Source organism: Paracoccus sp. (in: a-proteobacteria), assembly GCF_032007265.1.
Lineage (GTDB): Bacteria > Pseudomonadota > Alphaproteobacteria > Rhodobacterales > Rhodobacteraceae > Paracoccus.
The window spans coordinates 18,514-41,694 of the sequence record NZ_DALZMB010000023.1 but is presented as its reverse complement, the minus strand read 5'-3'; the positions used below and the strand labels follow the sequence as shown (position 1 = coordinate 41,694).

At 61.0% G+C, this 23,181-nt stretch carries 22 protein-coding genes, 3 tRNA genes, 1 pseudogene and 1 riboswitch; of the genes and pseudogenes, 10 read left to right on the top strand and 16 right to left on the bottom strand.

Going from position 1 to position 23,181, the window contains the following annotated elements; all coding sequences use genetic code 11:
• On the top strand, positions 1-335 hold a 335-nt coding region (locus tag RTS12_RS07245), incomplete at its 5' end, for a GNAT family N-acetyltransferase (protein WP_312526924.1).
• Positions 336-444: 109 nt separating this feature from the next.
• Here RTS12_RS07245 and RTS12_RS07240 read toward each other — a convergent pair.
• The 6 genes from RTS12_RS07240 to RTS12_RS07215 form a co-directional block, all read right to left on the bottom strand.
• Positions 445-672 carry a hypothetical protein gene (locus RTS12_RS07240; RefSeq protein WP_312526922.1) on the bottom strand — a complete coding sequence of 76 codons (228 nt, stop codon included), beginning with the start codon at positions 670-672 and terminating at the stop codon, positions 445-447.
• 332 nt (positions 673-1,004) lie between these two features.
• Positions 1,005-1,079 (bottom strand) — tRNA-Glu (locus RTS12_RS07235).
• Positions 1,080-1,362: 283 nt separating this feature from the next.
• Positions 1,363-1,437, bottom strand: a tRNA-Glu gene (locus tag RTS12_RS07230).
• Between the two features lie 124 nt (positions 1,438-1,561).
• Entirely contained in the window at positions 1,562-3,316 is a 1,755-nt protein-coding gene (recJ, locus tag RTS12_RS07225) for a single-stranded-DNA-specific exonuclease RecJ (RefSeq protein ID WP_312526920.1), read from the bottom strand.
• Positions 3,317-3,429: 113 nt separating this feature from the next.
• The gene (gene glpX / locus RTS12_RS07220; RefSeq protein WP_312526918.1) at positions 3,430-4,395 is read right to left on the bottom strand and encodes a class II fructose-bisphosphatase; all 966 of its coding nucleotides are present in this window, start codon (positions 4,393-4,395) and stop codon (positions 3,430-3,432) included.
• A gap of 84 nt (positions 4,396-4,479) precedes the next feature.
• On the bottom strand, positions 4,480-4,731 hold the full coding sequence (locus RTS12_RS07215; RefSeq protein ID WP_312526916.1) for a BolA family protein: 252 nt from the start codon (positions 4,729-4,731) through the stop codon (positions 4,480-4,482).
• 69 nt (positions 4,732-4,800) lie between these two features.
• Between RTS12_RS07215 and RTS12_RS07210 the strand changes: the two genes are divergently transcribed.
• Positions 4,801-5,430, top strand: coding sequence for a DnaJ domain-containing protein (locus RTS12_RS07210; RefSeq protein ID WP_312526915.1), 630 nt, complete (start codon positions 4,801-4,803; stop codon positions 5,428-5,430).
• Between the two features lie 180 nt (positions 5,431-5,610).
• Here RTS12_RS07210 and metK read toward each other — a convergent pair whose 3' ends face one another.
• From metK to RTS12_RS07195, 3 genes and pseudogenes are all read right to left on the bottom strand, one after another.
• Positions 5,611-6,777 (bottom strand): methionine adenosyltransferase, encoded by a 1,167-nt coding sequence (gene metK / locus RTS12_RS07205; RefSeq protein ID WP_312526913.1) that lies wholly within the window; start codon positions 6,775-6,777, stop codon positions 5,611-5,613.
• Between the two features lie 5 nt (positions 6,778-6,782).
• Positions 6,783-6,830: riboswitch (SAM-SAH riboswitch) on the bottom strand.
• Positions 6,831-6,862: 32 nt separating this feature from the next.
• Entirely contained in the window at positions 6,863-8,434 is a 1,572-nt protein-coding gene (lnt, locus tag RTS12_RS07200) for an apolipoprotein N-acyltransferase (RefSeq protein WP_312526912.1), read from the bottom strand.
• Between the two features lie 1,255 nt (positions 8,435-9,689).
• A pseudogene (locus RTS12_RS07195) lies at positions 9,690-10,851 on the bottom strand (DEAD/DEAH box helicase); the annotation flags it as partial.
• A gap of 394 nt (positions 10,852-11,245) precedes the next feature.
• Between RTS12_RS07195 and argS the strand changes: the two are divergent.
• From argS to RTS12_RS07165, 6 genes are all read left to right on the top strand, one after another.
• A complete protein-coding gene (gene argS / locus RTS12_RS07190; protein ID WP_312526910.1) occupies positions 11,246-12,991 on the top strand; it encodes an arginine--tRNA ligase in 1,746 nt (581 codons plus the stop codon).
• Positions 12,992-13,058: 67 nt separating this feature from the next.
• Positions 13,059-14,258, top strand: a complete 1,200-nt coding sequence (locus tag RTS12_RS07185; RefSeq protein ID WP_312526908.1) for an SPOR domain-containing protein — start codon at positions 13,059-13,061, stop codon at positions 14,256-14,258.
• Positions 14,259-14,275: 17 nt separating this feature from the next.
• Complete coding sequence (locus tag RTS12_RS07180; protein ID WP_312526906.1) at positions 14,276-15,274, top strand: glycoside hydrolase family 3 protein; 999 nt, start codon at positions 14,276-14,278, stop codon at positions 15,272-15,274.
• 194 nt (positions 15,275-15,468) lie between these two features.
• Complete coding sequence (locus RTS12_RS07175; protein WP_312526904.1) at positions 15,469-16,335, top strand: ScpA family protein; 867 nt, start codon at positions 15,469-15,471, stop codon at positions 16,333-16,335.
• Between the two features lie 86 nt (positions 16,336-16,421).
• Positions 16,422-17,018, top strand: coding sequence for an SMC-Scp complex subunit ScpB (gene scpB / locus RTS12_RS07170; protein ID WP_409455672.1), 597 nt, complete (start codon positions 16,422-16,424; stop codon positions 17,016-17,018).
• Positions 17,019-17,037: 19 nt separating this feature from the next.
• Entirely contained in the window at positions 17,038-17,259 is a 222-nt protein-coding gene (locus tag RTS12_RS07165) for a hypothetical protein (protein ID WP_312526901.1), read from the top strand.
• A gap of 111 nt (positions 17,260-17,370) precedes the next feature.
• On the opposite strand, the gene RTS12_RS07160 is transcribed toward RTS12_RS07165, so the two are convergent.
• The 4 genes from RTS12_RS07160 to ihfA form a co-directional block, all read right to left on the bottom strand.
• The gene (locus tag RTS12_RS07160; RefSeq protein ID WP_312526899.1) at positions 17,371-18,438 is read right to left on the bottom strand and encodes a 2'-deoxycytidine 5'-triphosphate deaminase; all 1,068 of its coding nucleotides are present in this window, start codon (positions 18,436-18,438) and stop codon (positions 17,371-17,373) included.
• 57 nt (positions 18,439-18,495) lie between these two features.
• A tRNA-Pro gene (locus RTS12_RS07155) sits at positions 18,496-18,573 on the bottom strand.
• Positions 18,574-18,685: 112 nt separating this feature from the next.
• Positions 18,686-19,708, bottom strand: coding sequence for a MerR family transcriptional regulator (locus RTS12_RS07150; protein ID WP_312526897.1), 1,023 nt, complete (start codon positions 19,706-19,708; stop codon positions 18,686-18,688).
• 5 nt (positions 19,709-19,713) lie between these two features.
• Positions 19,714-20,016 carry an integration host factor subunit alpha gene (gene ihfA, locus RTS12_RS07145; RefSeq protein ID WP_312526896.1) on the bottom strand — a complete coding sequence of 101 codons (303 nt, stop codon included), beginning with the start codon at positions 20,014-20,016 and terminating at the stop codon, positions 19,714-19,716.
• On the opposite strand from ihfA, the gene RTS12_RS07140 reads away from it, so the two are divergent.
• Both RTS12_RS07140 and RTS12_RS07135 read left to right on the top strand, forming a co-directional pair.
• The gene (locus tag RTS12_RS07140) at positions 20,015-20,296 is read left to right on the top strand and encodes a hypothetical protein (RefSeq protein WP_312526894.1); all 282 of its coding nucleotides are present in this window, start codon (positions 20,015-20,017) and stop codon (positions 20,294-20,296) included. The two genes, ihfA and RTS12_RS07140, sit on opposite strands and share 2 nt — an antisense overlap.
• A gap of 74 nt (positions 20,297-20,370) precedes the next feature.
• Entirely contained in the window at positions 20,371-20,643 is a 273-nt protein-coding gene (locus tag RTS12_RS07135) for a DksA/TraR family C4-type zinc finger protein (RefSeq protein WP_312526892.1), read from the top strand.
• 9 nt (positions 20,644-20,652) lie between these two features.
• On the opposite strand, the gene RTS12_RS07130 is transcribed toward RTS12_RS07135, so the two are convergent.
• Genes RTS12_RS07130 through rpmF form a run of 3 tightly spaced genes read right to left on the bottom strand, consistent with a single transcriptional unit; the run spans position 20,653 to position 22,993 of the window.
• Entirely contained in the window at positions 20,653-21,627 is a 975-nt protein-coding gene (locus RTS12_RS07130; RefSeq protein ID WP_312526889.1) for a beta-ketoacyl-ACP synthase III, read from the bottom strand.
• Complete coding sequence (gene plsX, locus RTS12_RS07125) at positions 21,624-22,769, bottom strand: phosphate acyltransferase PlsX (protein WP_312526887.1); 1,146 nt, start codon at positions 22,767-22,769, stop codon at positions 21,624-21,626. Before plsX ends, RTS12_RS07130 begins: the two co-directional genes overlap by 4 nt.
• A 17-nt stretch (positions 22,770-22,786) precedes the next feature.
• The gene (gene rpmF / locus RTS12_RS07120) at positions 22,787-22,993 is read right to left on the bottom strand and encodes a 50S ribosomal protein L32 (protein ID WP_145398788.1); all 207 of its coding nucleotides are present in this window, start codon (positions 22,991-22,993) and stop codon (positions 22,787-22,789) included.
• Between the last annotated feature and the right edge of the window lie 188 nt (positions 22,994-23,181).

Genomic DNA, 23,181 nt, shown 5'->3' with positions numbered 1-23,181 from the left:
ACGCTACGAGAAAATTCTACTGCCGCATCCCCTTAACCAAGGGGAGGATTACCGTCTCATGCGTCCTGGTCGTTGTCCCGAACCTGACCCGCAGAGCAAGGCCATATGGGCTCATCGAGAATGTCGTGACTCATCGCGATCATCGGCAAAGGGGCTATGGATCGCAGATCCTTGATGCTGCGACAAATGCCGCTTGGTCGTTGGATTGCTACAAAGTCATGCTGATCACCGGGGCGAAGGATCGCGCTACGCTGAATTTCTATGCCCGCGCGGGGTTTGAGCAGTCCAAAACGGGGTTCGAGAAGCGCCGCCTGCCTGCTTGGCGTGAAGGCTGACTATGGGCGTGCACTTTGATCGCGATCCTTCTGGCGCGCGCAGTGGCGGCCGTGGGCGCAGGTTTGACACTTGATCTGACAGGCCTCGGGTCAGGCGGGCAAATGCAGATTATTCCGCCGGTGGGACCGTGGTGCGGTAGTCGCCGCCGTGATCGTCAACCTCAACTTTGCCGATCCACCCGGTTACGGCCTCAAGGGGCTGTTCAATCGTCGTGTTCACCATTCTTGCGAATATGGCGTAAAAAAGCGCGAATACGCATAGCAAAGCCACGGCAATGGCTGCGATTACCTTGCCCCGCGAACCGCTTGGCTTGTTCTTGATACCGCTTTTCCTCATGACGCTCCTTGGGTCGGATTCGGGCTGGCGAAGGCATAGATAGCAGAATGGCCCCAGCTATGCGAAGGGCCGCGTCTGTTGCATGGCTTTGGGCCCTGCATCCCTTTGGGGGATCACGCCCTGTGCAACCATACGAGAGGTTAGGGAAATTCGGAATTTGGATTTTCGGCGGATGGGGTGCCAACTGCGTCCGGCATGTTGAGCTGGCAGAAGGCACCGCGTTAGAGGGCGGCCCATCGAACATAAGGCATAAGGCAGGGATGTTTGACGATCAGAATAACCGCTGCCCATTTCTTGGGTGTCGCGTAATCTGATTGAAAAGATTGTGGAAATGGCAGCCCGTAGGGGAGTCGAACCCCTCTTTTCAGGTTGAAAACCTGACGTCCTAACCGATAGACGAACGGGCCATTCCAGTGCCGCGCAGCTTGCGCCGCGTCGTGTGAGGCGGTGTTTAGGGCAGGGGGGCGGACACTGCAAGATCAAAACTGCATCAAATGACCCAGAGACATTAACTTTATCGCAAAACTTTGGATCTAAGCTGAATTGGGGGCGTGAGATCAGGGAAAAACCTTGCAAGACAAACGGATGGCCGCGCGGGTCATCGACAGTCTTGCATTCGGGTAAAGACATCCGGGCAAAGAAAAAGGGCTCCGTTTAAGGAACCCTGCGTCGTCTTTTTCTGGATGGAAATGGCAGCCCGTAGGGGAGTCGAACCCCTCTTTTCAGGTTGAAAACCTGACGTCCTAACCGATAGACGAACGGGCCATTCCAGTGCCGCGCAGTGTTACCCGCGTGGTGTGAGGCGGTGTTTAGGCCAGCCCATGAGGGCTCGCAAGAGGGAAAAAGCACTTTGACACAAAATAGTTGTCAAAGCGCTTTCCGTTCTGGTTCAGCCACTGACTGCCGCATCATCAAGGCGCAGTCGCACCCGTTCCTTGCCCCCCCAAAGCGAAAGCTCGAGCTTGCCCACCAGATGATAGCGACGCCCCTTTGCACCCAGCATGGCCGGGCCCAGGGGGCTGTTCATGGCGCCCCATGCCACGGCCTCGATCGCGGGCGATCCGGGGCTGCGAAAGCGCAGACGCAGGTGGTTTTCCCCAATGGTCGAAATGCCCTCGACCATTTGATCGGCAAAGGCAAAGCGTGGCGCGGATGCTGCCTGACCAAAAGGGCCAGCCCGCTCGAGCATCTGCATCAGCTCAACGCTGACGCCCTGCGGATCCAGCAGGCCCGAGATGCGCAGATCGTGGATTCCGGTCCGTTCGGCCATTTCGCGCGCCAGCAAGGCCTCGAGCCGCTGCATTGCAGCGGGGATCATGTCGGCAGCGACGGTCAGCCCGGCGGCCATGGCATGGCCACCGCCCTTGATCAGCAGTCCCTCGGACGCCAGGGTCTGGATCGCGCGACCCAAATCAACCCCGGGGACTGACCGCGCCGAACCCTTGCCGATTCCATGTTCGATACCGATGATCACCGAGGGCAGGTTGACGGCCTCTTTGACCCGCGCGGCGACAATTCCCACGACCCCGGGATGCCAGCCCTCGCCGGCGGCCCAGGCCAGTGACGGGCTGTCGGACTGGGCGAGATGCGCCTCGACCTGTGCCAAGGCTTCGTCGCGAACGGCGGCCTCGATGGTGCGGCGGTCACGGTTCAATTCGTCAAGCTGTGCAGCCAGCGTTGCGGCCTGACGTGGATCGGTCGTTGAAAGGCAAAGCGCCCCGAGATCTGCCTTGCCAATTCGTCCGCCTGCGTTGATGCGCGGCCCCAGAAGAAAGCCCAGATGAAACGCCGTGGGCGCGGTATCAAGGCGTGCAACATCGGCAAGCGCAGTCAGGCCGATCCGCTCGCGTCGGGCCATGATCGTCAGGCCCTGACGCACGAAGGCCCGGTTCACCCCAACAAGGGGCGCGACATCGGCGACCGTAGCCAGCGCGACCAAGTCCAGAAGCGGTATCAGATCGGGCAGGGGACGCCCGGCTGTGCGCAGTAACCGATTGGCCTGAACCAGCGTCAGGAAAACGACACCAGCCGCACAAAGGTGACCAAGCGTGCCATCCTCATCCTGGCGGTTGGGGTTAACGACCGCCAATGCCGGAGGCAGGGTTTCGCCGCCCTGGTGATGATCCAACACGATCACATCCGTCCCCTTTGCCGCGGCAAGGGCGTCATGGCTTAGCGTGCCACAGTCAACGCAGATGATCAGATCATGGTTTTGCGCCAGTTGGCTGATGGCCGGGGCATTCGGGCCATAGCCCTCGTCGATCCGGTCGGGAATATACAGCGTGGCGGCCTGACCCTGCGCCCGCAGCCAGTCGATCAGCAGCGCCGCCGAGGTCGCGCCATCGACATCATAATCGGCAAAAATGGCAATTTTCTGCCCCTTTATCGCGGCTTTGACCAACCGCTCGGCTGCGGGGCCCATATCACGCAGCGCCAGCGGATCGGGCAGAAGGTCACGCAGCTTCGGATCCAGATAGCCAGGGGCATCCAGCGCAGCCACCCCGCGCGAAGCCAGGACCCGCGCAATCGCCAAAGGAAGACCCGTCTCTTGAGCCATTGCCTCGGCCGCGCGCTCTAGCGCGGGGTCCGGGGCAAGCCAGCGGCGACCGGTCAGCGAATTTTCAACATTCAGGAAAGCACTCATGGCGTGATTTCTGCGCCAGCCGGTGCGAGCTTGCAAGCATGCGCGTGTAAAAACACATGCAAAGCTTGGCCGAAGGGCTGCGGGCCACAATGAATGGCCCGCAGCTGGGTGAATTAGGCGCGGATGGGGTTGCGATAGATCATGCGCCGCACCGAACCGGTTTTCGAGCGCATCAGGATGGTTTCCGTCTGCAGGAAATGCGGCTCACGCTTGACGCCGGCCACGATCGAGCCGTTGGTCACGCCGGTCGCGGCAAAGATAACATCCGCAGTGACCAGCTCGTCGCGCGAATAAATGCGGTTGAGATCCGTGATACCCGCTTTCGCTGCGCGACCACGCTCGTCGTCATTGCGAAACAACAGACGGCCCCAGATTTGCCCGCCCATACATTTCAGCGCCGAGGCGGCCAGAACCCCCTCGGGTGCGCCGCCCGAACCCATATACATGTCAATGCCGGTCAGCTCGGCTTCGGCGCAATGGATCACACCGGCAACATCGCCATCGGTGATCAGGCGAATGGCTGCACCGGTTGCCCGCACTTCGGCGATCAGATCCTCGTGGCGCGGACGCTCGAGGATGCAAACGGTGATGTCGCTGTCTTTGACGCCGCGCGCCTTGGCCAGTGCCTTGACGCGCTCGGTGGGGGTCATGTCAAGGCTGACCACATCTTTCGGATAGCCCGGACCGATTGCCAACTTGTCCATGTAAACATCAGGCGCATGCAGCAGCGTGCCGCGAGGTGCCATGGCGATCACGGTCAGCGCATTGGGCATGTCCTTGGCAGTCAAGGTCGTGCCTTCCAACGGGTCAAGCGCGATATCAACCTCAGGACCCTGACCCGTGCCGACTTCCTCTCCGATATAAAGCATCGGTGCTTCGTCGCGCTCGCCTTCGCCGATGACGACAACGCCTTTGATGTCCAGCATGTTCAGCTGTTCGCGCATGGCGTTGACGGCTGCTTGGTCGGCGGCCTTTTCATCGCCTCGCCCGATCAGCAGGGCCGAGGCATGTGCGGCTGCCTCGCTGACGCGGGCGAGGCCGAGCGACAGCATGCGGTCATTGAAATCGGTGGTGGGCATGAAAATATCCTTGGGACGATATACGGGTTGATCGGGCTTTTACGCTTGCACCGGCGGTGCAGCAAGACTGGGGGCGCTAACGGCTCAGCTTTCCTTGAGCTCAAGCGCAAGTGCATGGACCCGTGGAACGATGTCGCCAAGCGTGCGGTGAACCAGCCGATGACGCTCCATCCGGGTCAAACCGGCGAAAGCAGGCGAGGTCAGGCGAATGCGGAAATGGCTCTCGCCGCCTTCACGAAAACCAGAGTGACCCCGATGCCCCTCGCTTTCGTCTATGATTTCAATAACCTCTGGCTGAAGTGTAGCCAGTTTCATCCGCATCTCATCGGCTATCATCCCGAACCCCCTTTAAAGTGACGTGAAATAGCCTAAACTATCGGTCCCGACGAAAACAAGGCAGGCACTATGAGCACTAGGGATCCGTTCGCGTTCGATATTTCCGCCGCTTCCGACAAGAAGCGCAGGGCTAAAGGCCGCCGCGGGATGTCGGGTGCTTTCGAGACATCGACACGCCGCTGCGACAAGGCGGGCTGTAACGAGCCCGGACAATATCGCGCGCCAAAATCACCGCGTTCGCTGGATGATTATTTTTGGTTTTGCAAGGATCACGTTCGCGAATACAATTTGAATTGGAACTATTTTCAAGGGCAATCCGAAGAGGAATTCCAGGAATTCCTGGATAACGCAACCGTTTGGGACCGCCCGACCAAACCCTTTGGCCGCGCTGCACAAGAGCAAAAATGGGCGCGTCACGGCATCGATGACCCGCTTGAAATTCTTGGAGCAAATGGCACCAACCCCGAGGTGCGGGCACGCGCCAATCTTCGGCGCTTGCCGCCAAGCGAACGGCGAGCCCTTGAAATCCTTGAAGCGAAGGACAGCTGGACGCGCGGAGAAATCCGTAAGCAATATAAATCATTGGTCAAAGATCTGCATCCCGATATGAACGGGGGCGACCGCTCGGATGAGGACCGCCTGCAAGAAGTCGTCTGGGCCTGGGATCAGATTAAGGAAAGCAAAAGTTTTCGCGACTAATGCTTTGCCAAGAGGGCTGCCTCTGTTCTGGATGGCACCCTCTTTGGGTATTTAGAATGATAGAGAAATGAGTTGCTCGCATTTCTCGAGCGAGCGGCAGAAACTCTTTCTTCCATGAGAATTATCCTGCGGGGTCCGGGGGCGCATAGCCCCCGGTCGTTTTTGATCGGCAAGAAACGATCAGATCGTCTTCAGAAGGGGATCTACCAGATCGGTCTTTTCCCAAGAGAAGCCACCGTCAGCTTCTGGCGCACGGCCAAAGTGACCATATGCTGCCGTTCGGCGATAAATCGGGCGGTTGAGATCAAGATGTTCCCGAATGCCCTTGGGCGACAGGTCCATGACCTTGGAGATGGCCTGTTCAATCTGCTCCTCGGGGACCGTGCCGGTTCCAAAGGTATCTGCATAGATTGACAGAGGTTTTGCGACGCCGATCGCGTAGCTCACCTGAATGACACAGCGCCGTGCAAGTCCGGCCGCCACGACGTTCTTGGCAAGATAGCGTGCAGCATATGCCGCTGAGCGGTCAACTTTGGTCGGATCTTTGCCCGAAAACGCGCCGCCACCGTGGGGTGCTGCGCCGCCATAGGTGTCGACGATGATCTTGCGCCCTGTCAGGCCCGCATCACCATCCGGGCCACCGATCACAAATGTACCGGTTGGGTTGATCCACCATTCGGTATTTTCCGTCAGCCAATCCTTTGGCAGCGTTTCGCGAATATAGGGTTCGACGATGGCGCGAATGTCGTCCGAGGTCAGGCTTTCATCGTGGTGCTGATGCGAAAGCACCAGGCTTGTCACCTCAACCGGCCGGCCATTCTCATAGCGAAGGCTTAGCTGAGATTTGGCGTCCGGTCCAAGTTGCGGCTCTTGTCCGGATTTGCGTGCCTCTGCCAAGCGGCGCAGGATGGCATGCGAATACTGGATCGGCGCGGGCATCAGCTCGGGCGTTTCGTCAACGGCATAGCCGAACATGATGCCCTGATCTCCGGCGGCGTCATTCTTGACGCCTTGCCAGATATGGGCCGATTGTTCATGCAGGACGTTTTTCACCTTGCAGGTATTCCAATGGAACGAATCCTGCTCGTAGCCAATGTCGCGGATGACATCGCGGGCGATCTGGCCAATGCCGCTCATATATTCACTGAGGCGATCTTTGTCATTCAGACCGATCTCGCCGCCGATGACGACCAGTCCGGTCGTGGCAAATGCCTCGCAGGCTACACGGGCATGCGGGTCTTCGGTCAGGAGCGCGTCAAGAACGGCGTCAGAAATCTGATCGCAAAGTTTATCGGGGTGTCCCTCGGAAACCGATTCCGAAGTGAACACGTAATTCTGTCTGGACATGGGGTTGCTCCGTTGAAAGTAGCCGTCACGCCAGGAAGCCGTTGTGACGGTCAGCCATCAGCGATATGCCACCCCGTCAAGGACGTCAACCTCGGGATGACTTGCGTTTTAGGCGATCTGCGAGGATAGACCCGGCCAGTACCAGACATGTGATCAGCAAAATTGGCCAATCGCCGGTCTTGCTCCAGGGGGTTTGGGCAAAGCTGCCGGGAAGGGCTGCATCAATCCTGCCTTCAAGGTTCAGCCCCAGCTCTGCCCGAACGACACCACGTGCGTCGATCACGGCCGAGACCCCGGTATTGGCCGCGCGCATCAAGGGCAGCCCCGATTCGATGGCACGCAGCCGCGCTTGCGCCAGGTGCTGCCAGGGGCCTGACAATGTCCCAAACCAAGCGTCATTGGTGATCTGCAAAAGCCATTCGGGCCGCTCTGGTCCCGAGGTCAGAAGATGGCGGGAAAAGACCGCCTCATAGCAAATCAGCACCTGAACGGCGGGCAGATTTGCACCCAAACCGCGCAGGCTTTGCGGCCCCGGCCCGGGGGTGTAGCCATTGCCATAGCGCGCAGCAAAGGCCGAGATTCCCAGCCGCGACATGGCATCTCCCCAAGGGGTATATTCGCCAAAGGGGACCAGATGGAATTTATCGTAAATTTGACCGATTGCGCCATCCGCGCGGATCTCGGCCATGCTATTGAAATAGCGTGTCCCTTCGACACGCTGAACCCCCATCAGTACGGTGGTGTCAGCGGATTGGGCGATTTGCTGGGGCGCGTCGCCTGCATATTCCAGCAGAAAGTTCACGGCCGTTTCCGGCCAGATCACGACATCGGGCGCGCGACCATTATCCGTTGGCCCATGCGAAAGGTCCAACAAACGCAGGTAAAAGACTTCGGACCAATAGGGGTCCCATTTCAGCTGTTGCTGCGCATTGGGCTGCACCAGTCGCACGATTTGCGCATGATCTGCGGGGCCGGGCGCGGCAAGGCGGGCAAGGCCATAGCTCCAGGCGACGAGGATCGTAAGGCAGGATAACACCGCACCCGCAAGGCCACCGCGCAGGCGACTGCTTGGGCCGCGCCAGCACCAGATCGGAAGGCTCGCGGCCAGCATTGTCAGCGCCGAGAGGCCAATGCTGCCACCGACTGAAGCAAATTGGCCCGCCGGAGTATCGATCCAGATATGTCCGGTCAGTGCCCAGGGCAGACCCGTGAACAGCCAGCCGCGCAACCAATCTGACAGCACGATTGCAGCAGCAAAGGCCAGACCACGCATCTTGAAACCTGTCGTCAGGCGCAAGGCAAGCCAGCCGGGAACTGCCCAGAAAAGGGCGCCGCCAAGGGCAATCAGAAACAGGGCAAAAGGCGCCATCCAGCCATAGATCTCGGGCTCGACCAGAAAAGGATCGACGATCCAGAACATGGCCAGCGCGAAATAGCCAAAGCCCGCGCAAAGGGTGCGAAACCCTCCGATGCGCGCGGTTTGGCTGCGGGCGACGCGCCAGACCAGCAAGGACAGTGCCAGAATGGACAGGGGCCAGACACCCCAAGGTGCCTGGCCCAATGCTGCGGCGCATCCCAAAAGGACATCGAACGCCATCCACCCAATCCGTTGCGCGCGCAAGCGGCGACGCAGTCGAACCATCAGATTGGCGTCCATGATGGCCTTCCTGCTTATTCCTCGGCGGCTGCCGCGGGCTTGGCGTCACCAGATGCCTCGGCGGCTGCCGCGGGCTTGGCGTCACCAGATGCCTCGGGTGCAGCCGCGGTGGTTGCGGCCTCCTCGGCAGCAGGTGCTGCTTTGCGAGCACGAGGCGCGCGCTTGCGAACAGGCTTTTTCGCCTCGACAGGGGCAGTTTCAGCTGCGGTTTCTGCAGGGCCTTCGGTCGCCGGCGTGGCCGCAGGGGCCGCCTCGGCGGGCGCGGCTGCGCTTTCGCTATCTGCGCCAGCGACATCGGCAGGTTTCGCCGTTTTGCGCGGGGCGCGCTTGCGAGGTGCCTTTTTCACAGGGGCTTCGTCTGCAACCGCGTCTTGCGCGGGTGCTGCGGCTTCTGTGATCGGCTCATCACCAGCCGGGGCGTCCGTGGTGCTTGCAGGTTTCGCTGCTTTGGCACGGCTACGGGTTTTACGCGCCGGCGTGCGGGTTGCTGCGGCCTCGACGGCTGCAACAGCCTCGGGTGCTTCGGCGGTCGGGGCCGTTTCGGCTTTCTCGACGACAGCGACCGGCTCGGAGGCGACGGGCTGGGCCACAACAGCCACATGCTCGACCGGGGCCGGGGCGGCAGGCGCTACCGGCTCGACGGCAGCGGGGCGGGTTTCAATCGCGATAATCTCGACGTGATCCGCGTTATCTGCCGATTTTGCGGCTTCTGGTGTTTCATTTTCCAGGAATGCCGGCTGGAAGCTGCGCAGCATAAAGTCCGGAACATGATCACCCATGCCCACGACCGCATGACGGTCGTCACGGCGATGATCGCGGTGGCGCTCGTTTCGCTGTTCGGTCCGGGGTTCATGGCGAGGCTCGTGACGCGGCTCTTCGCTGCGGGTCTCGTGGCGACGATTGTCGTCACGGTTGTCACGGCGCTTGTCATCACGGCGACCGTTTTCCCGACCATGCTCGCGACCGTTTTCGCGGCCATTCTCACGACCGTTCTCACGGCGATTTTCGCGACCATTTTCACGGGCAGTTTCGGTGGCGATGGAAGCGGGACGGACGTCCTCGGCCTTTTGCGGCTCGACGGTGGCAACCTGCTCGGTGACCTGATGATCGACGGGCACCATTGCAGCCTCTTCGCCATGTTCATGATCGCGCGGATGGCTGCGGCGCTGTCGGCCGCGACCATTCGTGCCATTGCGTCCGCCACGGCCACCATTTTGACCCTGACCATGCGGGCGCGGTGCGCTTTGGGCGGCTGCGGACAGCGAGAAGTTCTCGGGCAGATCGCCGCGCGGCAAGCTTTGTTTCACCAGGCTTTCGATCGCCGCCAGCAGCTTTTCGTCAAAAGGCGTTGCGATCGAGATTGCCGTTCCCAGACGACCGGCGCGACCGGTGCGGCCGATACGGTGGACATAATCCTCGGCATGGCTGGGAAGGTCGAAGTTGAACACATGGCTGACCGAAGGCACGTCAAGACCACGCGCCGCCACATCCGAGGCCACCAAAATCCGCAGCTTGCCCTCGCGGAAGTCCTCCAGCGTGCGGGTGCGCTGACTTTGGTCAAGGTCGCCGTGAATGGGCATCGCGTCATAGCCATGGGTTTTCAATGACTTGGCGACGATATCTACATCGGTTTTACGATTGCAGAAAATGATGCCGTTTTGCAGCTTGTCACCTTCGGCATCGATCAGCGCACGCAAAAGCTCGCGCTTTTGCTTGGCGGTCTGGTCTTTGCGGGTGGGGACGATTTCGATCAAGCGCTGCGTAATGGTCTCAGAGGTCGTCGCCTGACGCGCCACTTCGATCCGCTCGGGCGAATGAAGGAAGGTATCGGTGATGCGTTCGATCTCGGGCGCCATCGTCGCCGAGAAGAACAGGGTCTGGCGCGTGAATGGCGTCAGCTGGAAGATGCGCTCGATATCGGGGATGAACCCCATGTCCAGCATGCGGTCTGCCTCGTCGACGACCATGATCTGAACGCCGGTCAGCAGCAGTTTGCCGCGCTCGAAATGATCCAGTAGGCGGCCGGGCGTGGCAATCAGCACATCGACGCCGCGGTCAATCAGCTTGTCCTGCTCGCCAAAGGATACGCCGCCGATCAAAAGCGCTTTGGTGAGGCGGGTGTGTTTTGCGTAGACATCAAAGTTCTCGGCAACCTGGGCCGCAAGTTCGCGAGTCGGTGCCAGAACCAGGCTGCGCGGCATGCGCGCACGGGCGCGACCACGGCCAAGCAAGGTGATCATCGGCAGCGTGAAGCTGGCGGTTTTGCCGGTTCCGGTCTGCGCAATGCCCAAGACATCGCGGCCTTCCAATGCGGGCGGGATTGCGCCAGCCTGGATCGGGGTCGGGCTGTCATAGCCGGCCTCGGCGATTGCCTTCAGGACCTTGGGGTCCAGCTTAAGGTCAGTAAACTTGGTCATCAGGGCTTTCGTCTGGGTGCTTGAGTGTCCGGAACAGCTGACAAGCGTCGGGCTTGTCGGCTTAATCGGGACGCATTTTCCAAACGCCCCTGTGAAAATCGCCGAATGCGATGCTTGGCCACTACCTTAAATGTGCGCCAGCGTCAATCGTGATCACAATCGCGCCTGTCAACCATCTATCATCCCAACCACATGCGGGCGAGGGGGAATGGACGCCAGCCGGGGCTATACATTCGGGGCGAGCCGCCCCGCAAAGCTGCGCCCCAGAGGCGGGCGCGGCGAATTTTTCGTTTTCATCGCGCTAATTCACTGGGGATATGCACAGAATGTGCGCCGTAGGTTGACTGCCCCTTGCTCGCAAGGTTATCCCGCAGGGTAATCTAGGATGGATCCCATGAACCTGTTTTCCGATATTCGCACGCTGGTCCTTGACGCGCTAAGCAAACTTGTAGCCAAGGGCGATCTGCCCGAAGGTCTGGACATGGCTGCTGTCACCGTCGAGCCGCCGCGCGATCCGGCGCATGGTGATATGGCCACCAATGCCGCGATGGTGCTGGCAAAGCCCGCCGGCAAAAAGCCTCGCGAGATTGCCGATGCCTTGGCTGAACTGTTGCGCCAAGATCCTCGCATCACGGCCGCCGAGGTTGCCGGGCCGGGCTTTTTGAATATGCGTATCGCTGCCGAAAATTGGCAGAATGTGGTGCGCAACGCCCTGAATGAGGGCGCCGATTACGGTCGCTCGACGTTGGGTGCGCGGCAAAAGGTCAACGTTGAATTCGTCAGCGCCAACCCGACCGGACCGATGCATGTCGGCCATACGCGCGGTGCGGTCTTTGGTGATGCTTTGTCGGCTCTGCTGGATTTCGCGGGCTATGACGTTACGCGTGAATATTACATCAACGACGGCGGCGCACAGGTCGATGTGCTGGCACGTTCGGCCTATGAGCGTTACCGCGAGGCCAATGGCCTTGAGCCGCAGATCGTCGAGGGGCTTTACCCCGGTGACTATCTGATCCCGGTCGGCCAAAAGCTTAAAGAAAAATATGGCACCAGCCTGATCGACCAGCCCGAATCCGTGTGGCTGAACGATGTCCGCGATTTCGCGACCGCCGAGATGATGGCGATGATCCGCGAGGATCTGGCGATGATCGGCGTCGAGATGGATGTCTATTCCTCGGAAAAGGCGCTTTACGGTACCGGCCGGATCGAGGCCGCGATTGCGCGCCTGCAAGACGAGGGGCTGATCTACGAGGGCGTACTCGAGCCGCCGAAAGGCAAGACCCCCGAGGATTGGGAGCCGCGCGAGCAGACCCTTTTCCGTTCGACATTGCACGGTGATGATGTCGATCGCCCCGTCAAGAAATCGGACGGCGCCTGGACCTATTTCGCCCCTGATATCGCTTATCACTGGGACAAGATCGACCGTGGCTTTGATCAGCTGATCGATATTTTCGGCGCGGATCACGGCGGATATGTCAAACGCATGACTGCGGCGGTTCGTGCGCTTTCTGGCGGGCGCGTTCCCTTGGACATCAAGCTGATCCAGCTGGTCAAACTGTTCAAGAACGGCGAGCCCTTTAAGATGTCCAAGCGGGCAGGGACCTTTGTCACCTTGCGCGATGTCGTCGAGCAGGCTGGCCCGGATGTGACCCGCTTCCACATGCTGACGCGCAAGAATGATGCGGCGCTGGACTTTGATTTTGACAAGGTGCTGGAGCAGTCCAAGGACAACCCGGTCTGGTATGTCCAATACGCAAGCGCGCGGGTCAATTCGGTTCTCAAACGCGCCGGGGACTTGGGCGTCGACACATCGGATGCTGCTTTGGCAAAGGCCGATTTGTCCAAACTCGATCATCAGGCCGAGCTTGATCTGGCGAAAAAAGTTGCAGAATGGCCACGCATTATTGAAATCTCGGCGCGCGCCAATGAGCCGCATCGGATTGCATTCTTCCTATATGACTTGGCTTCCGACCTGCATTCGCTGTGGAACCGTGGCAATGACGAGTTGTCGCTGCGCTTTGTGCAAGAGGGCGACCTGACCGCGACCGCCGCGAAAATCGCATTGGCTCGTGCTGTCGGCGTTGTCATTTCAGCCGGGCTTGGTATTCTTGGGGTGAAGCCGGCGACCGAAATGCGCTGATCAAGGCGCTGAACCGGCATTGAGCAGTGAACGATTGACGCCGGATCAACCGGCAGGCAGGCAGGACATGGCAGTGGTTGATTTCCGCGCTGGCGGATTCGTTGGCGCGCAGCCCCGGCAGGTACGCGACTATCCCTATGGTCAAGATCCGCATGGGCAAGATCCCCGTTACGACGCGGATGCCGAGGATTGGCAAAGCGATCCCCAATGGGACGAGCAGCGCTATTATACCAATGCCGATGAGGGTCTTCTTGCTCAAAGCGGCTCGGTCATCGGGCGGGTCGGGCGCTTTACCCAATATCTGGGCGCGCTGATCTCGGTCGGTCTTATGGTCATGCTGCTGGTCTGGGGCTATAAGCTGGTGGTCCGCGATGTCTCGGGTGTGCCGGTGATCCGTGCGATCGAAGGCGAGGCGCGCTCGGCCCCCGATAATCCCGGCGGCGAACTCAGCGCCCATACCGGGCTGGCTGTCAATTCTGTGGCGGCTGGCGCGGATACGCGTCCGACCAATCAGGTGGCCATCGCGCCCGAATCGACCAGCCTGGGCGAAGAAGATGTCGCCATGGGCAATCTTGGCGCCACTGCGCGCGCCCCCTCGCGCGATGTCGATCTGCCGGTCAATGAAACCAGCGCGCGCGTGATCGCACGCCCCGATGCCGAGGCCGCAGCCGCCGAAGCTGCCGCCAAAGCCGCCGCTGCACTCGAGGCCGACCGCCTGGCCGCTTTGGCCGATACTCCGACCACGCCCGTTTCGGAAACGCCAGCCAATGAGGCGGTGACCGATCTCGAAGGCGAGGCCGCCAATACCGATGCGATCAATGTCGCCCTGACCGAGGCAGCTGCCGCCGCCGCGCCGCCACCCGCAGCCGTCAAGATTTCGGCGCGTCCGGCACCGCGTCCGCGCCGTGCAGCCCCCGCGCCAACCGAGGCCGCGACCCGGGTTCCTGCCGCTGTGACCCAAACCGCTGCAGCCGCCCCGGCGCCTGCTCCGAAAGTTGCCCCTTCGGCGATCTCATCGGGTGCGGCCATGGTGCAGATCGGTGCTTTTGACAGCAATGCTTTGGCCGATGGTGAATGGGGCCGCGTCTCGCGCAAATTTGGTGCTCTGTTTGCTGGCAAAGCGCAGGTCATCCAGAAAGCTGAAAGCGGTGGTCGTACCTTCTGGCGCCTGCGTGCCGCCGGTTTTGAAAGCCGCGACGAGGCGCGTCGTTTCTGTGCCGCGCTGATTGCCGAGGGCATCGATTGTATCCCCGCAACGGCCAAGTAAGCCATGAAGGCAAGAACGTGACCCAAGAAACAGTGGCCGGCGCGACAATCCTCGGGGGGATCGCCGGCCCCGAGCTTTCCGCAGACGAGCGGGCCTTTTTTCGCGAGGCCAATCCCTGGGGCTTCATCCTTTTTGGTCGTAACATCGACACCCCCGATCGCCTGCGCCGCCTGACCTCCGAGCTGCGTGCAACCCTTGGTCGCGAGGCCCCGATCCTGATCGATCAGGAGGGCGGCCGCGTCCAGCGGATGCGCGCGCCCCATTGGACGGATTTTGCCGCGCCGATGGATATTGCCCGGCTGGGCCAAAGGGCGGTCTGGCTTCAATATCGCCTTCTGGGCGCCGAATTGCACGAGATGGGCATTGATTGCGATTGTGCGCCGGGTCTGGACATCGCCAATCCTGAAACCCACCCTTTCCTGATGAACCGCTGCTTTGGTCAGGATCCGGAAATGGTGACGCTTCTGGGTCGGGCAGCAGCCGATGGGTTGATGGCGGCAGGCGTTTTGCCGGTGATGAAACATCTTCCCGGTCATGGCCGCACCCGCGTCGACAGCCACCATGATCTGCCTGTGATCGATGCCTCACTCGAAGATCTTGATGCCTCGGATTTCGTGCCTTTCCGCGCACTCGCCAATCTGCCCTTGGCCATGACCTGCCATATCCGTATCAGCGAGCTCGACGATCAACCCGCCACGGCCTCTGATGCGGCAATCCGCCTGATCCGGGAACGTATCGGCTTTGACGGGCTTCTGATGACCGATGACATCGGCATGCAGGCGCTGTCGGGCACACCAAGCGAGCGCGCCCGCGCTGCAATTTCTGCCGGTTGCGATGTGGTGCTCAGCTGCAATGAAAGCCTCGAGCAGATGGCGGCAATTGCAGATGCATCCGGCCAGCTGACGCCCAAGGCCCAGAAACGCGCCGCTCAGGCTCTTGCAATGCGGCGCGCGCCTGATGATGCGGATCTCGGCGATCTTCGCTCTGAATTGCGCGCGCTGGGTGGCCTCGCCTGACGTCTCTGTCATCCAAATACCCGCGGGGTCCGGGGCAGCAGGCCCCGGCTTGCCTTGCCTTGCAAGTTGCGCGACACCCAAGTTGACAGCGGCCCCTGCATTGCCGATTCTTCCACCCATTCTTGGCTCAGCCTGTGCTGGCCCGTCTCGCCGCCAAACGTCTTGAAACCCAGCAGCCGATAAACCTCACGCCGATGCGCACTGACAGCGATACTTCCCCTCTCGCGGCATTGATCAGCCCGACCGCCGCTTCTCAAGGGGGCGATGGGGGCAATGCTGCTGCGCCCCAGCCCGGCGTCGCCGAGCGTCGCGCAGAAGAGGTACTGGTTGTCGATGTCTCGGGCTTCGAAGGCCCGTTGGATCTTTTGCTAACCATGGCACGGATGCAAAAGGTCGATCTCATGGCGATCTCGGTACGTGATCTCGCCGAGCAATATCTGGGCTTTGTCGAAAAAGCCCGCGCTTTGCGCATCGAGCTGGCCGCGGATTATCTGGTGATGGCAGCTTGGCTGGCCTTTCTCAAATCCCGGCTGTTGCTGCCCCCCGATCCGGCCGCCGAAGGCCCTTCTGCCGAGGATATGGCCGCCCATCTTGCCTTCCAGCTCGAACGCCTCAATGCCATGCGCGAAGCCGCGGCCCGGCTGATGGCGCGTGACCGGCTGGGCCATCAGCGTTTTGCCCGTGGCGCGCCCGAGAATATCACCCGAAACCGCCAGACGCGCTGGCAGGCCGGGTTGATCGATTTGATGCGGGCCTATGCACGGCTGCGCACCAAAGATGAATTTCGCCCCTTCGCTTTTGATCGCCGCGATATTTTCACGATGGAGCAAGCGCTCGAGCGGCTTCGCGGGCTGATCGGCTTTAGCGGCGACTGGACCACATTGGCGCAGTTTCTGCCCGATGACTGGGGCGCCGACACCAAGCGCCGCCGCTCGGCTACAGCAGCGACTTTCGCGGCCTCGCTTGAACTTGCGCGTCAGGGCGCCATTGAAATTCGCCAATCCGAAACCTTCGCCCCGATCACCATCCGACGGCGCGCCCAACCCCCCGGACCGACGTGAACGAAATCTCTGCACCCCCCCATCAGGAACCCGATGACGCGGCGGATGCGCCGATCCCTGCGCCGCCGCTGCATCAGCAAGAGCGCATGGTCGAGGCGATTTTGTTTGCCTCATCCACCCCTCTGACCCTGCGCCAGATCGCGGCACGCCTGCCCGAGGGGTGTCAGCCGGCCGAAGTGCTTTACGGCCTCAGGGTTCGCTATGAGGGGCGCGGTGTCCAGCTGGCCCGTGTGGGCGAGGCATGGGTGTTTCGCACCTCTGCCGATTTGGGATTTCTTATGCAAGAAGATGCGATTGAAAATCGCAGGCTCTCGCGCGCGGCGACCGAAACTTTGGCGGTCATCGCCTATCACCAGCCCGTCACCCGGACCGAAATCGAAGAGATCCGCGGTGTTGCCGTCAACCGGGGCACGCTTGATCAGCTGATCGAAATGGGCTGGGTCCGTATTGGGCGGCGGCGCATGACGCCGGGCCGTCCTGTCACTTTTGTTGTGACCGATGATTTTCTGGATCACTTCGGGCTGGAAAGCGCGCGCGATCTGCCGGGCCTGTCCGAACTGCGCGCAGCGGGCCTTCTGGAATCGCGCCCGCCTGCCGATAGCATTGCCGCCAGCATCTTCCCCTCGCCACTCTCCGAGGATGATGATCACGCCACCACCCAAGACTTCTTCGAAGACGAATAACGCCAGGATAGGCCGAGCCATGAGCAACATTCTTAACCAGATTTCACGGTTTTTCACCCGCAAGATGAGCAATTGGGCAATGCGCCGCGCGGTCAAAGGCCTGAACCAGCCCGCCAAAGGCGCGGCCAAGGCCACGCGCACCGCATCCGAGGCCTCCGTGGCGACACCGCAGCAAAAGGCTGCCCGCGCAGCCGCCAAACGCTCGCGTCAGGCGGCACGGGTGACCCGCAAAGGCCGCTAAGGGCCGGTTTGCCGGACAAGCTGTCTGATAGGGTGATTATGGGCAGGTAGGGGCGCATCAGCGCCCCAAAACCTATCCTATCGGCTTAACGCCCAAAACGGATCGATTGGCCTAGCGAAACTGCTTGGCCAATTTCAAACCCTGACCTTGATAGTTCGAGGCAATGCCGCTGCCGTAAAGGCGTCCGGGGCGTTCGGCCATCCGCTCATAGACCAATCTGCCCACGACCTGACCATGCTCAAGCGCAAAGGGTGCCTCGTGGCAGCGGACCTCAAGCACGCCGCGCGCGCCTTGGCCGCTGATGCCATGGCCAAAGCCTGGATCAAAAAAGCCCGCATAATGCACGCGAAACTCACCAACCATCGCCAGATAAGGCGACATTTCAGCCGCATAGTCGGGGGGAATGGCAACGGCCTCGCGGCTGACCAGAATATAAAAGGCGCCGGGATCAAGGATCAGGCTGCCGTCATCGCTGTGCAACTCGTCCCAGAAATCGCGCGCCGGATAGGCGCCGATACGGTCCAGATCGATAACCCCGGTGTGCGGGCGGGCGCGATAGCCCACCAGATCGCCGCTGGCAGGGCGTAGATCGACCGAGAAGCCCAGCCCCTCGTCAATCAGCGCCTCGCCCGTTACCAGCGGCTCGCTTGCGTGCAGGGCCGAAAGCTCGGCATCATTCAAGATGGCCTGACCGCGCCGCAGCCTCAGCTGGTTCAGGCGCATGCCCGGACGCACCAGCACCGAAAATGAGCGCGGGCAGATCTCGGCGTAAAGCGGGCCATCATAGCCTTCGGGCAGGCGATCGAATTCGGTGCCATTATCGGTGACAAGTCGCGTCAGCAGATCCAGTCGCCCGGTCGAAGATTTGGCATTGGCGACGGCATCAAGCCCCTTGGGCAGGCGCAGACGCTCCATCAGCGGCACCAGATAGACGCAGCCTTTTTCCAGAACGGCACCACCGCTTAGATCCATGCGGTGCATCTCGAAATCGGCCAGGCGCTCAGAGACCAGCCGATCACGGCCCGCCAAAAATGAGGCCCGGATCCGCCACGCGCTTTGCCCCAATCTAAGATCAAGGCTGGCGGGTTGGATTTGTTCAGCAAGGATCGGTTGGCTTGCGGAAATCGAACCATTCTCGATCAACGCGCGCAAGGCCAGGTCGGGTAAAACGCCGTTCATGAGGTCTCCGTGAAAACGGAAACGCTCACCTCCGCAAGGAGATGAGCGTTTCTGATTTGGTCGGGCCGGAGAGATTCGAACTCTCGACCTTCCGCCCCCCAGACGGACGCGCTAACCAGGCTGCGCCACGGCCCGACACGGCGCATATAGATCGATCCTGAGGGGCAGCACAAGGGGCCATGGCCTGATTTTTCGACAGAATTTTGAAGAAAGTGAAAAGCGCCGGAAAATCGCGGAATCATGGGCCTTAACGCAGGTCGCCAAGCGCATGGCGCAGGGCACGCGCCTGTTCTGGCAGGGGCTCTTGGCGGGCCAGAAGCGTGGTCAGCGTCGCTGAAAGGCTGGCAAGCCACTCTTGATCGGGAATCGGTACGACCTGATGGCGCGGCTTCACGAAATAGGCGCCATTTGGGCCGCCACGGGCCGGATCGTAAGAAGGGTGCAGATCTGGCGCCCCTTGCGCGCTTTGCGGCAAGCTTGCGTGTTCGGGCTTTGTCGGTGTGCCAGGATGCTGATGCGGGGCAGGGGGTGGCGTTGCCGGTGCCTCGACCTTGGTGTCGGCGGCCTCGAGCTGTTCCCCAGCAGGGGCCTGAGCATCCCCCGCAGACGGGCGGGCAGGTTCAGGGGCAGACGGCAGGACAGACACAGGCGATGTTTGCGCTGTCTCATCGGTCAAGCTGGGCTGAGCTGGCTTTGATGCCTCGATCGCCGCAGCAGAGGTCTGCAAATCAGAGCCGTGCAAATCGGCAGCCTTCAAATCACCAGCTGGCTCAAGCGTTTGCGTCAAAGGGGCGGTTTCGCGCGGCGGGTCTTCGTGCCGCGCAACCGATGGCACATCGTTCGGGATAGCCTTGGCATGAGAAGGCTGTGCCTGTGGCCGCTCATCGTGCGCTGAGGCGGCCAGAGGCGGTGGATGCTGCATCGGCGCGTCTGGCACCGCAAGGCGCACGGCCGTGCGAGTGGTTGCAAGGGCGCCATCGCCCATACCCTCGCCCAGCCGGGCCGCCCCGATCTGGCGCAGACCTGCGCCACGGTCCTCGGCAATCAGGCGCTTGGCACCGCGAATGCTTAGACCGTCTTCGCGCAGGACCTGACAAAGCCCGGCCACCAGCTTGATATCTTCGGGGCGATAGTAGCGCCGCCCATCAGCCCGCTTGACCGGCGACAGCTGGGTGAACTGCCCCTCCCAGTAGCGAAGGACATGGGTCGCCACGCCCACAAGGCGGGATACCTCACCGATCGAGCGAAAGGCCTCGGGCGCTTTGGTCATACGGCTTAGCGTTTGTTGCCGGCCGACACGCGATCTTTCATCAGATGCGAGGGTCTGAAAGTCAGGACGCGGCGCGGAGTGATCGGGACTTCTTCCCCGGTCTTGGGGTTGCGGCCAATACGCTCGTTTTTGTCGCGAACCGAGAAGGTCCCGAAAGACGAGATTTTGACCTGTTCCCCGCGCACAAGGGCGTCCGAGATATGGCCAAGCACGCTTTCGACCAGCTGGGCCGATTCGTGACGAGAAAGACCGACGTCGCGGAACACGGCCTCGGCCAGATCCATGCGGGTCAAAGTGGAGTCGCTCATGAGATCTACCTTTCGAATGGGCGTCAGGATGCGGACTTTAGCTTGGCAAGTCAACAACGGCCACCCAATTGCGTTCCCTGATGCCCGCAAAATCGCTGCAATATTCGCGTCTTACAACCAATTTGGCGTGAAATCGGCCTTGGAAGTCGCGCAAAAGGCGCTTGGCCGTTTAAAATCTATCCCGAAGGCTGAAGGCGGGATTGATAAAAAGCATCCCGGCGCCCCTCCTTCGCCACCTCAGTTTCCGACGGAAAGCGGGCAGAACCTTCGGTTGATTTGAACTTTGGCCTCGGTCCCCTATCTTATCTCTGGCCCAGGGTGGTTCGCGCCCTGATGAAACGCAGGAGGGGTGAAATGGCAGGCGGATGGTCGCGCGACGGCGCGGTGAACGAACAGATCGAAGCCTCGATTGCGGATGAGCTGGCGCGTATGCGCGCCGAGCGCGAAGCGTTGCGCGGCACCAGTTTGAGCGAATGCGAGGAATGCGGTGATCCGATTCCAAAGGCACGGCGCGAGGCCATTCCCGGTGTCAGGCTTTGCGTCAGCTGCCAAAGCGATCGCGATCACGCCTTCCGTGCGCGCGGGGGCTATAACCGACGCGGCTCAAAAGATTCGCAGCTGAAATAACGGCGCGTTTTACCAGCGCAGAACGACGCTGCCCCAGGCAAGACCGCCGCCAATCGCTTCGGCCACCAGAATGTCGCCTGCCTTGAAGCGGCCCTCGCCATTGGCAACTGATAGTGCCAAGGGGATGGATGCAGCCGAGGTGTTGCCGTGATCGGCAACCGTCAGCACGACCTTTTCCATCGGCAGGCCCATTCTTTTGGCAGTGGCCTCGATAATGCGGATATTGGCCTGATGCGGCACCAGCCAGTCGACCGCCTCGGGGGAAATGCCAGCCCGGTCCAGCGCCTGATGGGCTGTCGCGGCAAGCTTTTCAACGGCATGACGAAAGACAAGGTTGCCCTGCATACGCAGATGTCCGGCGGTTCCGGTGGTGGCCACGCCGCCATCAACATAAAGCAGATCGCGGTGGCGGCCGTCACTGTTCAGATCCAGGGCCAGAATACCGCGATCGGCCTGCGTGCCTTCGCCTTGTGCCGCCTCAAGGATGACCGCGCCTGCGCCATCGCCAAACAGCACACAGGTCGAGCGGTCGGTGTAATCCAAGATCCGGCTGAAAACCTCGGCGCCGATCACCAGAATGCGATCCGCCTGACCACCACGGATCAGCGCATCAGCGGTCGATAGCGCAAAGATAAAGCCCGCGCAGACCGCCTGAATGTCAAAAGCGAAGCCACGTTCCATGCCGATGCCCGCCTGAACCATCGTCGCAACCGATGGAAAGGTCAGATCAGGGGTCGAGGTGGCGACGACAACCGCGTCAATATCTGCAGCCGTCAGGCCGGCATTGGCTAGGGCTGCATTGGCGGCAAGAATGCCCAAATCGCTGGTGCTTTGATCATCGGCGGCAAAGTGGCGGCGCGCGATTCCGGTACGCGCGCGAATCCATTCATCCGACGTGTCCAGCTGCTGGGCGAAAAAGTCGTTTTCAACAATGCGTTCGGGCAGGTAGTGACCCGTCCCCCGTACGACCGAGCGACGAATCATTGCTGGCTCTCCGATTGCGAGGCCGCTGCGGCATCTGCCGAGGCGGTAGTATTATCTGTTGCTGCGGCCTCGGGGGCAGCAGCATGGGCCACGCGGGCGGCAAGGCGATCCTGAAAGCCCGATTGCGACAGTTGCGAGGCCAGTCGGATTGCCGCAGCAACCCCGGTCGCATCCGCCGAACCATGCGATTTCACCACCGTGCCGTTCAGGCCCAGAAAGACCCCGCCATTGACCCGACGCGGATCGATACGGGTTTGCAGCCGCTTGAGCGATGACATCGCCAGAAGGGCCGCGAATTTGGATAGAATCGAATTGCTGAAAGCATCTTTCAGAAATTCACCAACCAGCTTGGCCGTGCCTTCGCCGGTTTTCAGCGCGATATTGCCGGTAAAGCCGTCCATGACGATGACATCGACCTTGGCCGAGGCCAAATCGCCGCCTTCGACAAAGCCGATATATTCGAAATTTCCGTCAGCTGCGGCAGCAGAGATCAGCTCTTGCGCCTGTTTCAGCTCGGCTTTGCCTTTATGCTCTTCGGTGCCGACATTCATCAGCCCGACCCGCGGACGTTCAACCCCAAGCCCGTTGCGCGCGTAGGAGGAACCCATCAGGGCATATTGCAAAAGATCAGGGGCATCCGCGCGGACATCTGCGCCGACATCCAGCATGATGTTGAAGCTCTGCGGATTACGCGAGGGCCACAGGCAGGCGATGGCAGGGCGGTTGACGCCGGGCAGCTTGCGCAGCCGGATCATCGACACCGCCATCAGCGCGCCGGTATTGCCGCAGGACACGGCAACGGAAGCTTCATGCGTGCGGACAGATTCGATCGTGGACCACATACTTGTCCCGTCGCCATTGCGGACGACCTGACTTGGCTTGTCGTGCATCGTCACAACGCCTTCGGCATTGCGAATGACACAGCGTTCAGCCAAGCCGCTATGCTGCGCGATCAGCTTGCTCAGCTCTGCTTCAGGTCCGTGGACGATGAAGCGGAGTTGCGCATTCTCGGCAGCACTGGCCGCGATGCCGGCAACCACGGCAGAGGGACCGCGATCCCCCCCCATAGCGTCAACCGACACCACGACGCCGCCCCGGATCGGGGCAGCCAGCGGCGGTATTGTGGACTCAGCCGGGGACATGTCCGCGGGTCTTCCGATTATGCCGCGTCGTCGTCCAGATCGACTTCGTTCGCCTGAGCGACGACCTCGCGGTCAGCGTAGTGACCACAGGACGGGCAAACGTGGTGCGGGCGCTTCAATTCGCCGCAGTTGGTGCATTCGTTCGGGTTACCAGCAACAAGTGCATCGTGCGAGCGACGCATGTTACGGCGTGAGCGTGTAACTCGGTTCTGAGGGACGGCCATGTCTCAACCTCGGGTGGTTCGGGGGGCGGATCCGGAAAGGAAGGCCCCGAGTTGTGCGTTTATGATCGATGTGAGCCAATAGGCCAGGTCAGCGATGCCCGCAAGTCAAAAGGGGCCGCGGCCTGGGGCTGCCCCGCCGGTCAAATGAACGCGAGAAACTAGCGTTATTCGCGCAAGGTGCAAGAGAA

What these genes read in the sequence shown, in the direction of transcription:
- RTS12_RS07240 (WP_312526922.1), bottom strand. Translation starts at nt 672, where the DNA reads ATGAGGAAAAGCGGTATCAAGAACAAGCCAAGCGGTTCGCGGGGCAAG.
- recJ (WP_312526920.1), bottom strand. Translation starts at nt 3,316, where the DNA reads ATGAGTGCTTTCCTGAATGTTGAAAATTCGCTGACCGGTCGCCGCTGG.
- glpX (WP_312526918.1), bottom strand. Translation starts at nt 4,395, where the DNA reads ATGCCCACCACCGATTTCAATGACCGCATGCTGTCGCTCGGCCTCGCC.
- RTS12_RS07215 (WP_312526916.1), bottom strand. Translation starts at nt 4,731, where the DNA reads ATGATAGCCGATGAGATGCGGATGAAACTGGCTACACTTCAGCCAGAG.
- RTS12_RS07210 (WP_312526915.1), top strand. Translation starts at nt 4,801, where the DNA reads ATGAGCACTAGGGATCCGTTCGCGTTCGATATTTCCGCCGCTTCCGAC.
- metK (WP_312526913.1), bottom strand. Translation starts at nt 6,777, where the DNA reads ATGTCCAGACAGAATTACGTGTTCACTTCGGAATCGGTTTCCGAGGGA.
- lnt (WP_312526912.1), bottom strand. Translation starts at nt 8,434, where the DNA reads ATGGACGCCAATCTGATGGTTCGACTGCGTCGCCGCTTGCGCGCGCAA.
- argS (WP_312526910.1), top strand. Translation starts at nt 11,246, where the DNA reads ATGAACCTGTTTTCCGATATTCGCACGCTGGTCCTTGACGCGCTAAGC.
- RTS12_RS07185 (WP_312526908.1), top strand. Translation starts at nt 13,059, where the DNA reads ATGGCAGTGGTTGATTTCCGCGCTGGCGGATTCGTTGGCGCGCAGCCC.
- RTS12_RS07175 (WP_312526904.1), top strand. Translation starts at nt 15,469, where the DNA reads ATGCGCACTGACAGCGATACTTCCCCTCTCGCGGCATTGATCAGCCCG.
- scpB (WP_409455672.1), top strand. Translation starts at nt 16,422, where the DNA reads ATGGTCGAGGCGATTTTGTTTGCCTCATCCACCCCTCTGACCCTGCGC.
- RTS12_RS07165 (WP_312526901.1), top strand. Translation starts at nt 17,038, where the DNA reads ATGAGCAACATTCTTAACCAGATTTCACGGTTTTTCACCCGCAAGATG.
- RTS12_RS07160 (WP_312526899.1), bottom strand. Translation starts at nt 18,438, where the DNA reads ATGAACGGCGTTTTACCCGACCTGGCCTTGCGCGCGTTGATCGAGAAT.
- RTS12_RS07150 (WP_312526897.1), bottom strand. Translation starts at nt 19,708, where the DNA reads ATGACCAAAGCGCCCGAGGCCTTTCGCTCGATCGGTGAGGTATCCCGC.
- RTS12_RS07140 (WP_312526894.1), top strand. Translation starts at nt 20,015, where the DNA reads ATGAGATCTACCTTTCGAATGGGCGTCAGGATGCGGACTTTAGCTTGG.
- ihfA (WP_312526896.1), bottom strand. Translation starts at nt 20,016, where the DNA reads ATGAGCGACTCCACTTTGACCCGCATGGATCTGGCCGAGGCCGTGTTC.
- RTS12_RS07135 (WP_312526892.1), top strand. Translation starts at nt 20,371, where the DNA reads ATGGCAGGCGGATGGTCGCGCGACGGCGCGGTGAACGAACAGATCGAA.
- RTS12_RS07130 (WP_312526889.1), bottom strand. Translation starts at nt 21,627, where the DNA reads ATGATTCGTCGCTCGGTCGTACGGGGGACGGGTCACTACCTGCCCGAA.
- plsX (WP_312526887.1), bottom strand. Translation starts at nt 22,769, where the DNA reads ATGTCCCCGGCTGAGTCCACAATACCGCCGCTGGCTGCCCCGATCCGG.
- rpmF (WP_145398788.1), bottom strand. Translation starts at nt 22,993, where the DNA reads ATGGCCGTCCCTCAGAACCGAGTTACACGCTCACGCCGTAACATGCGT.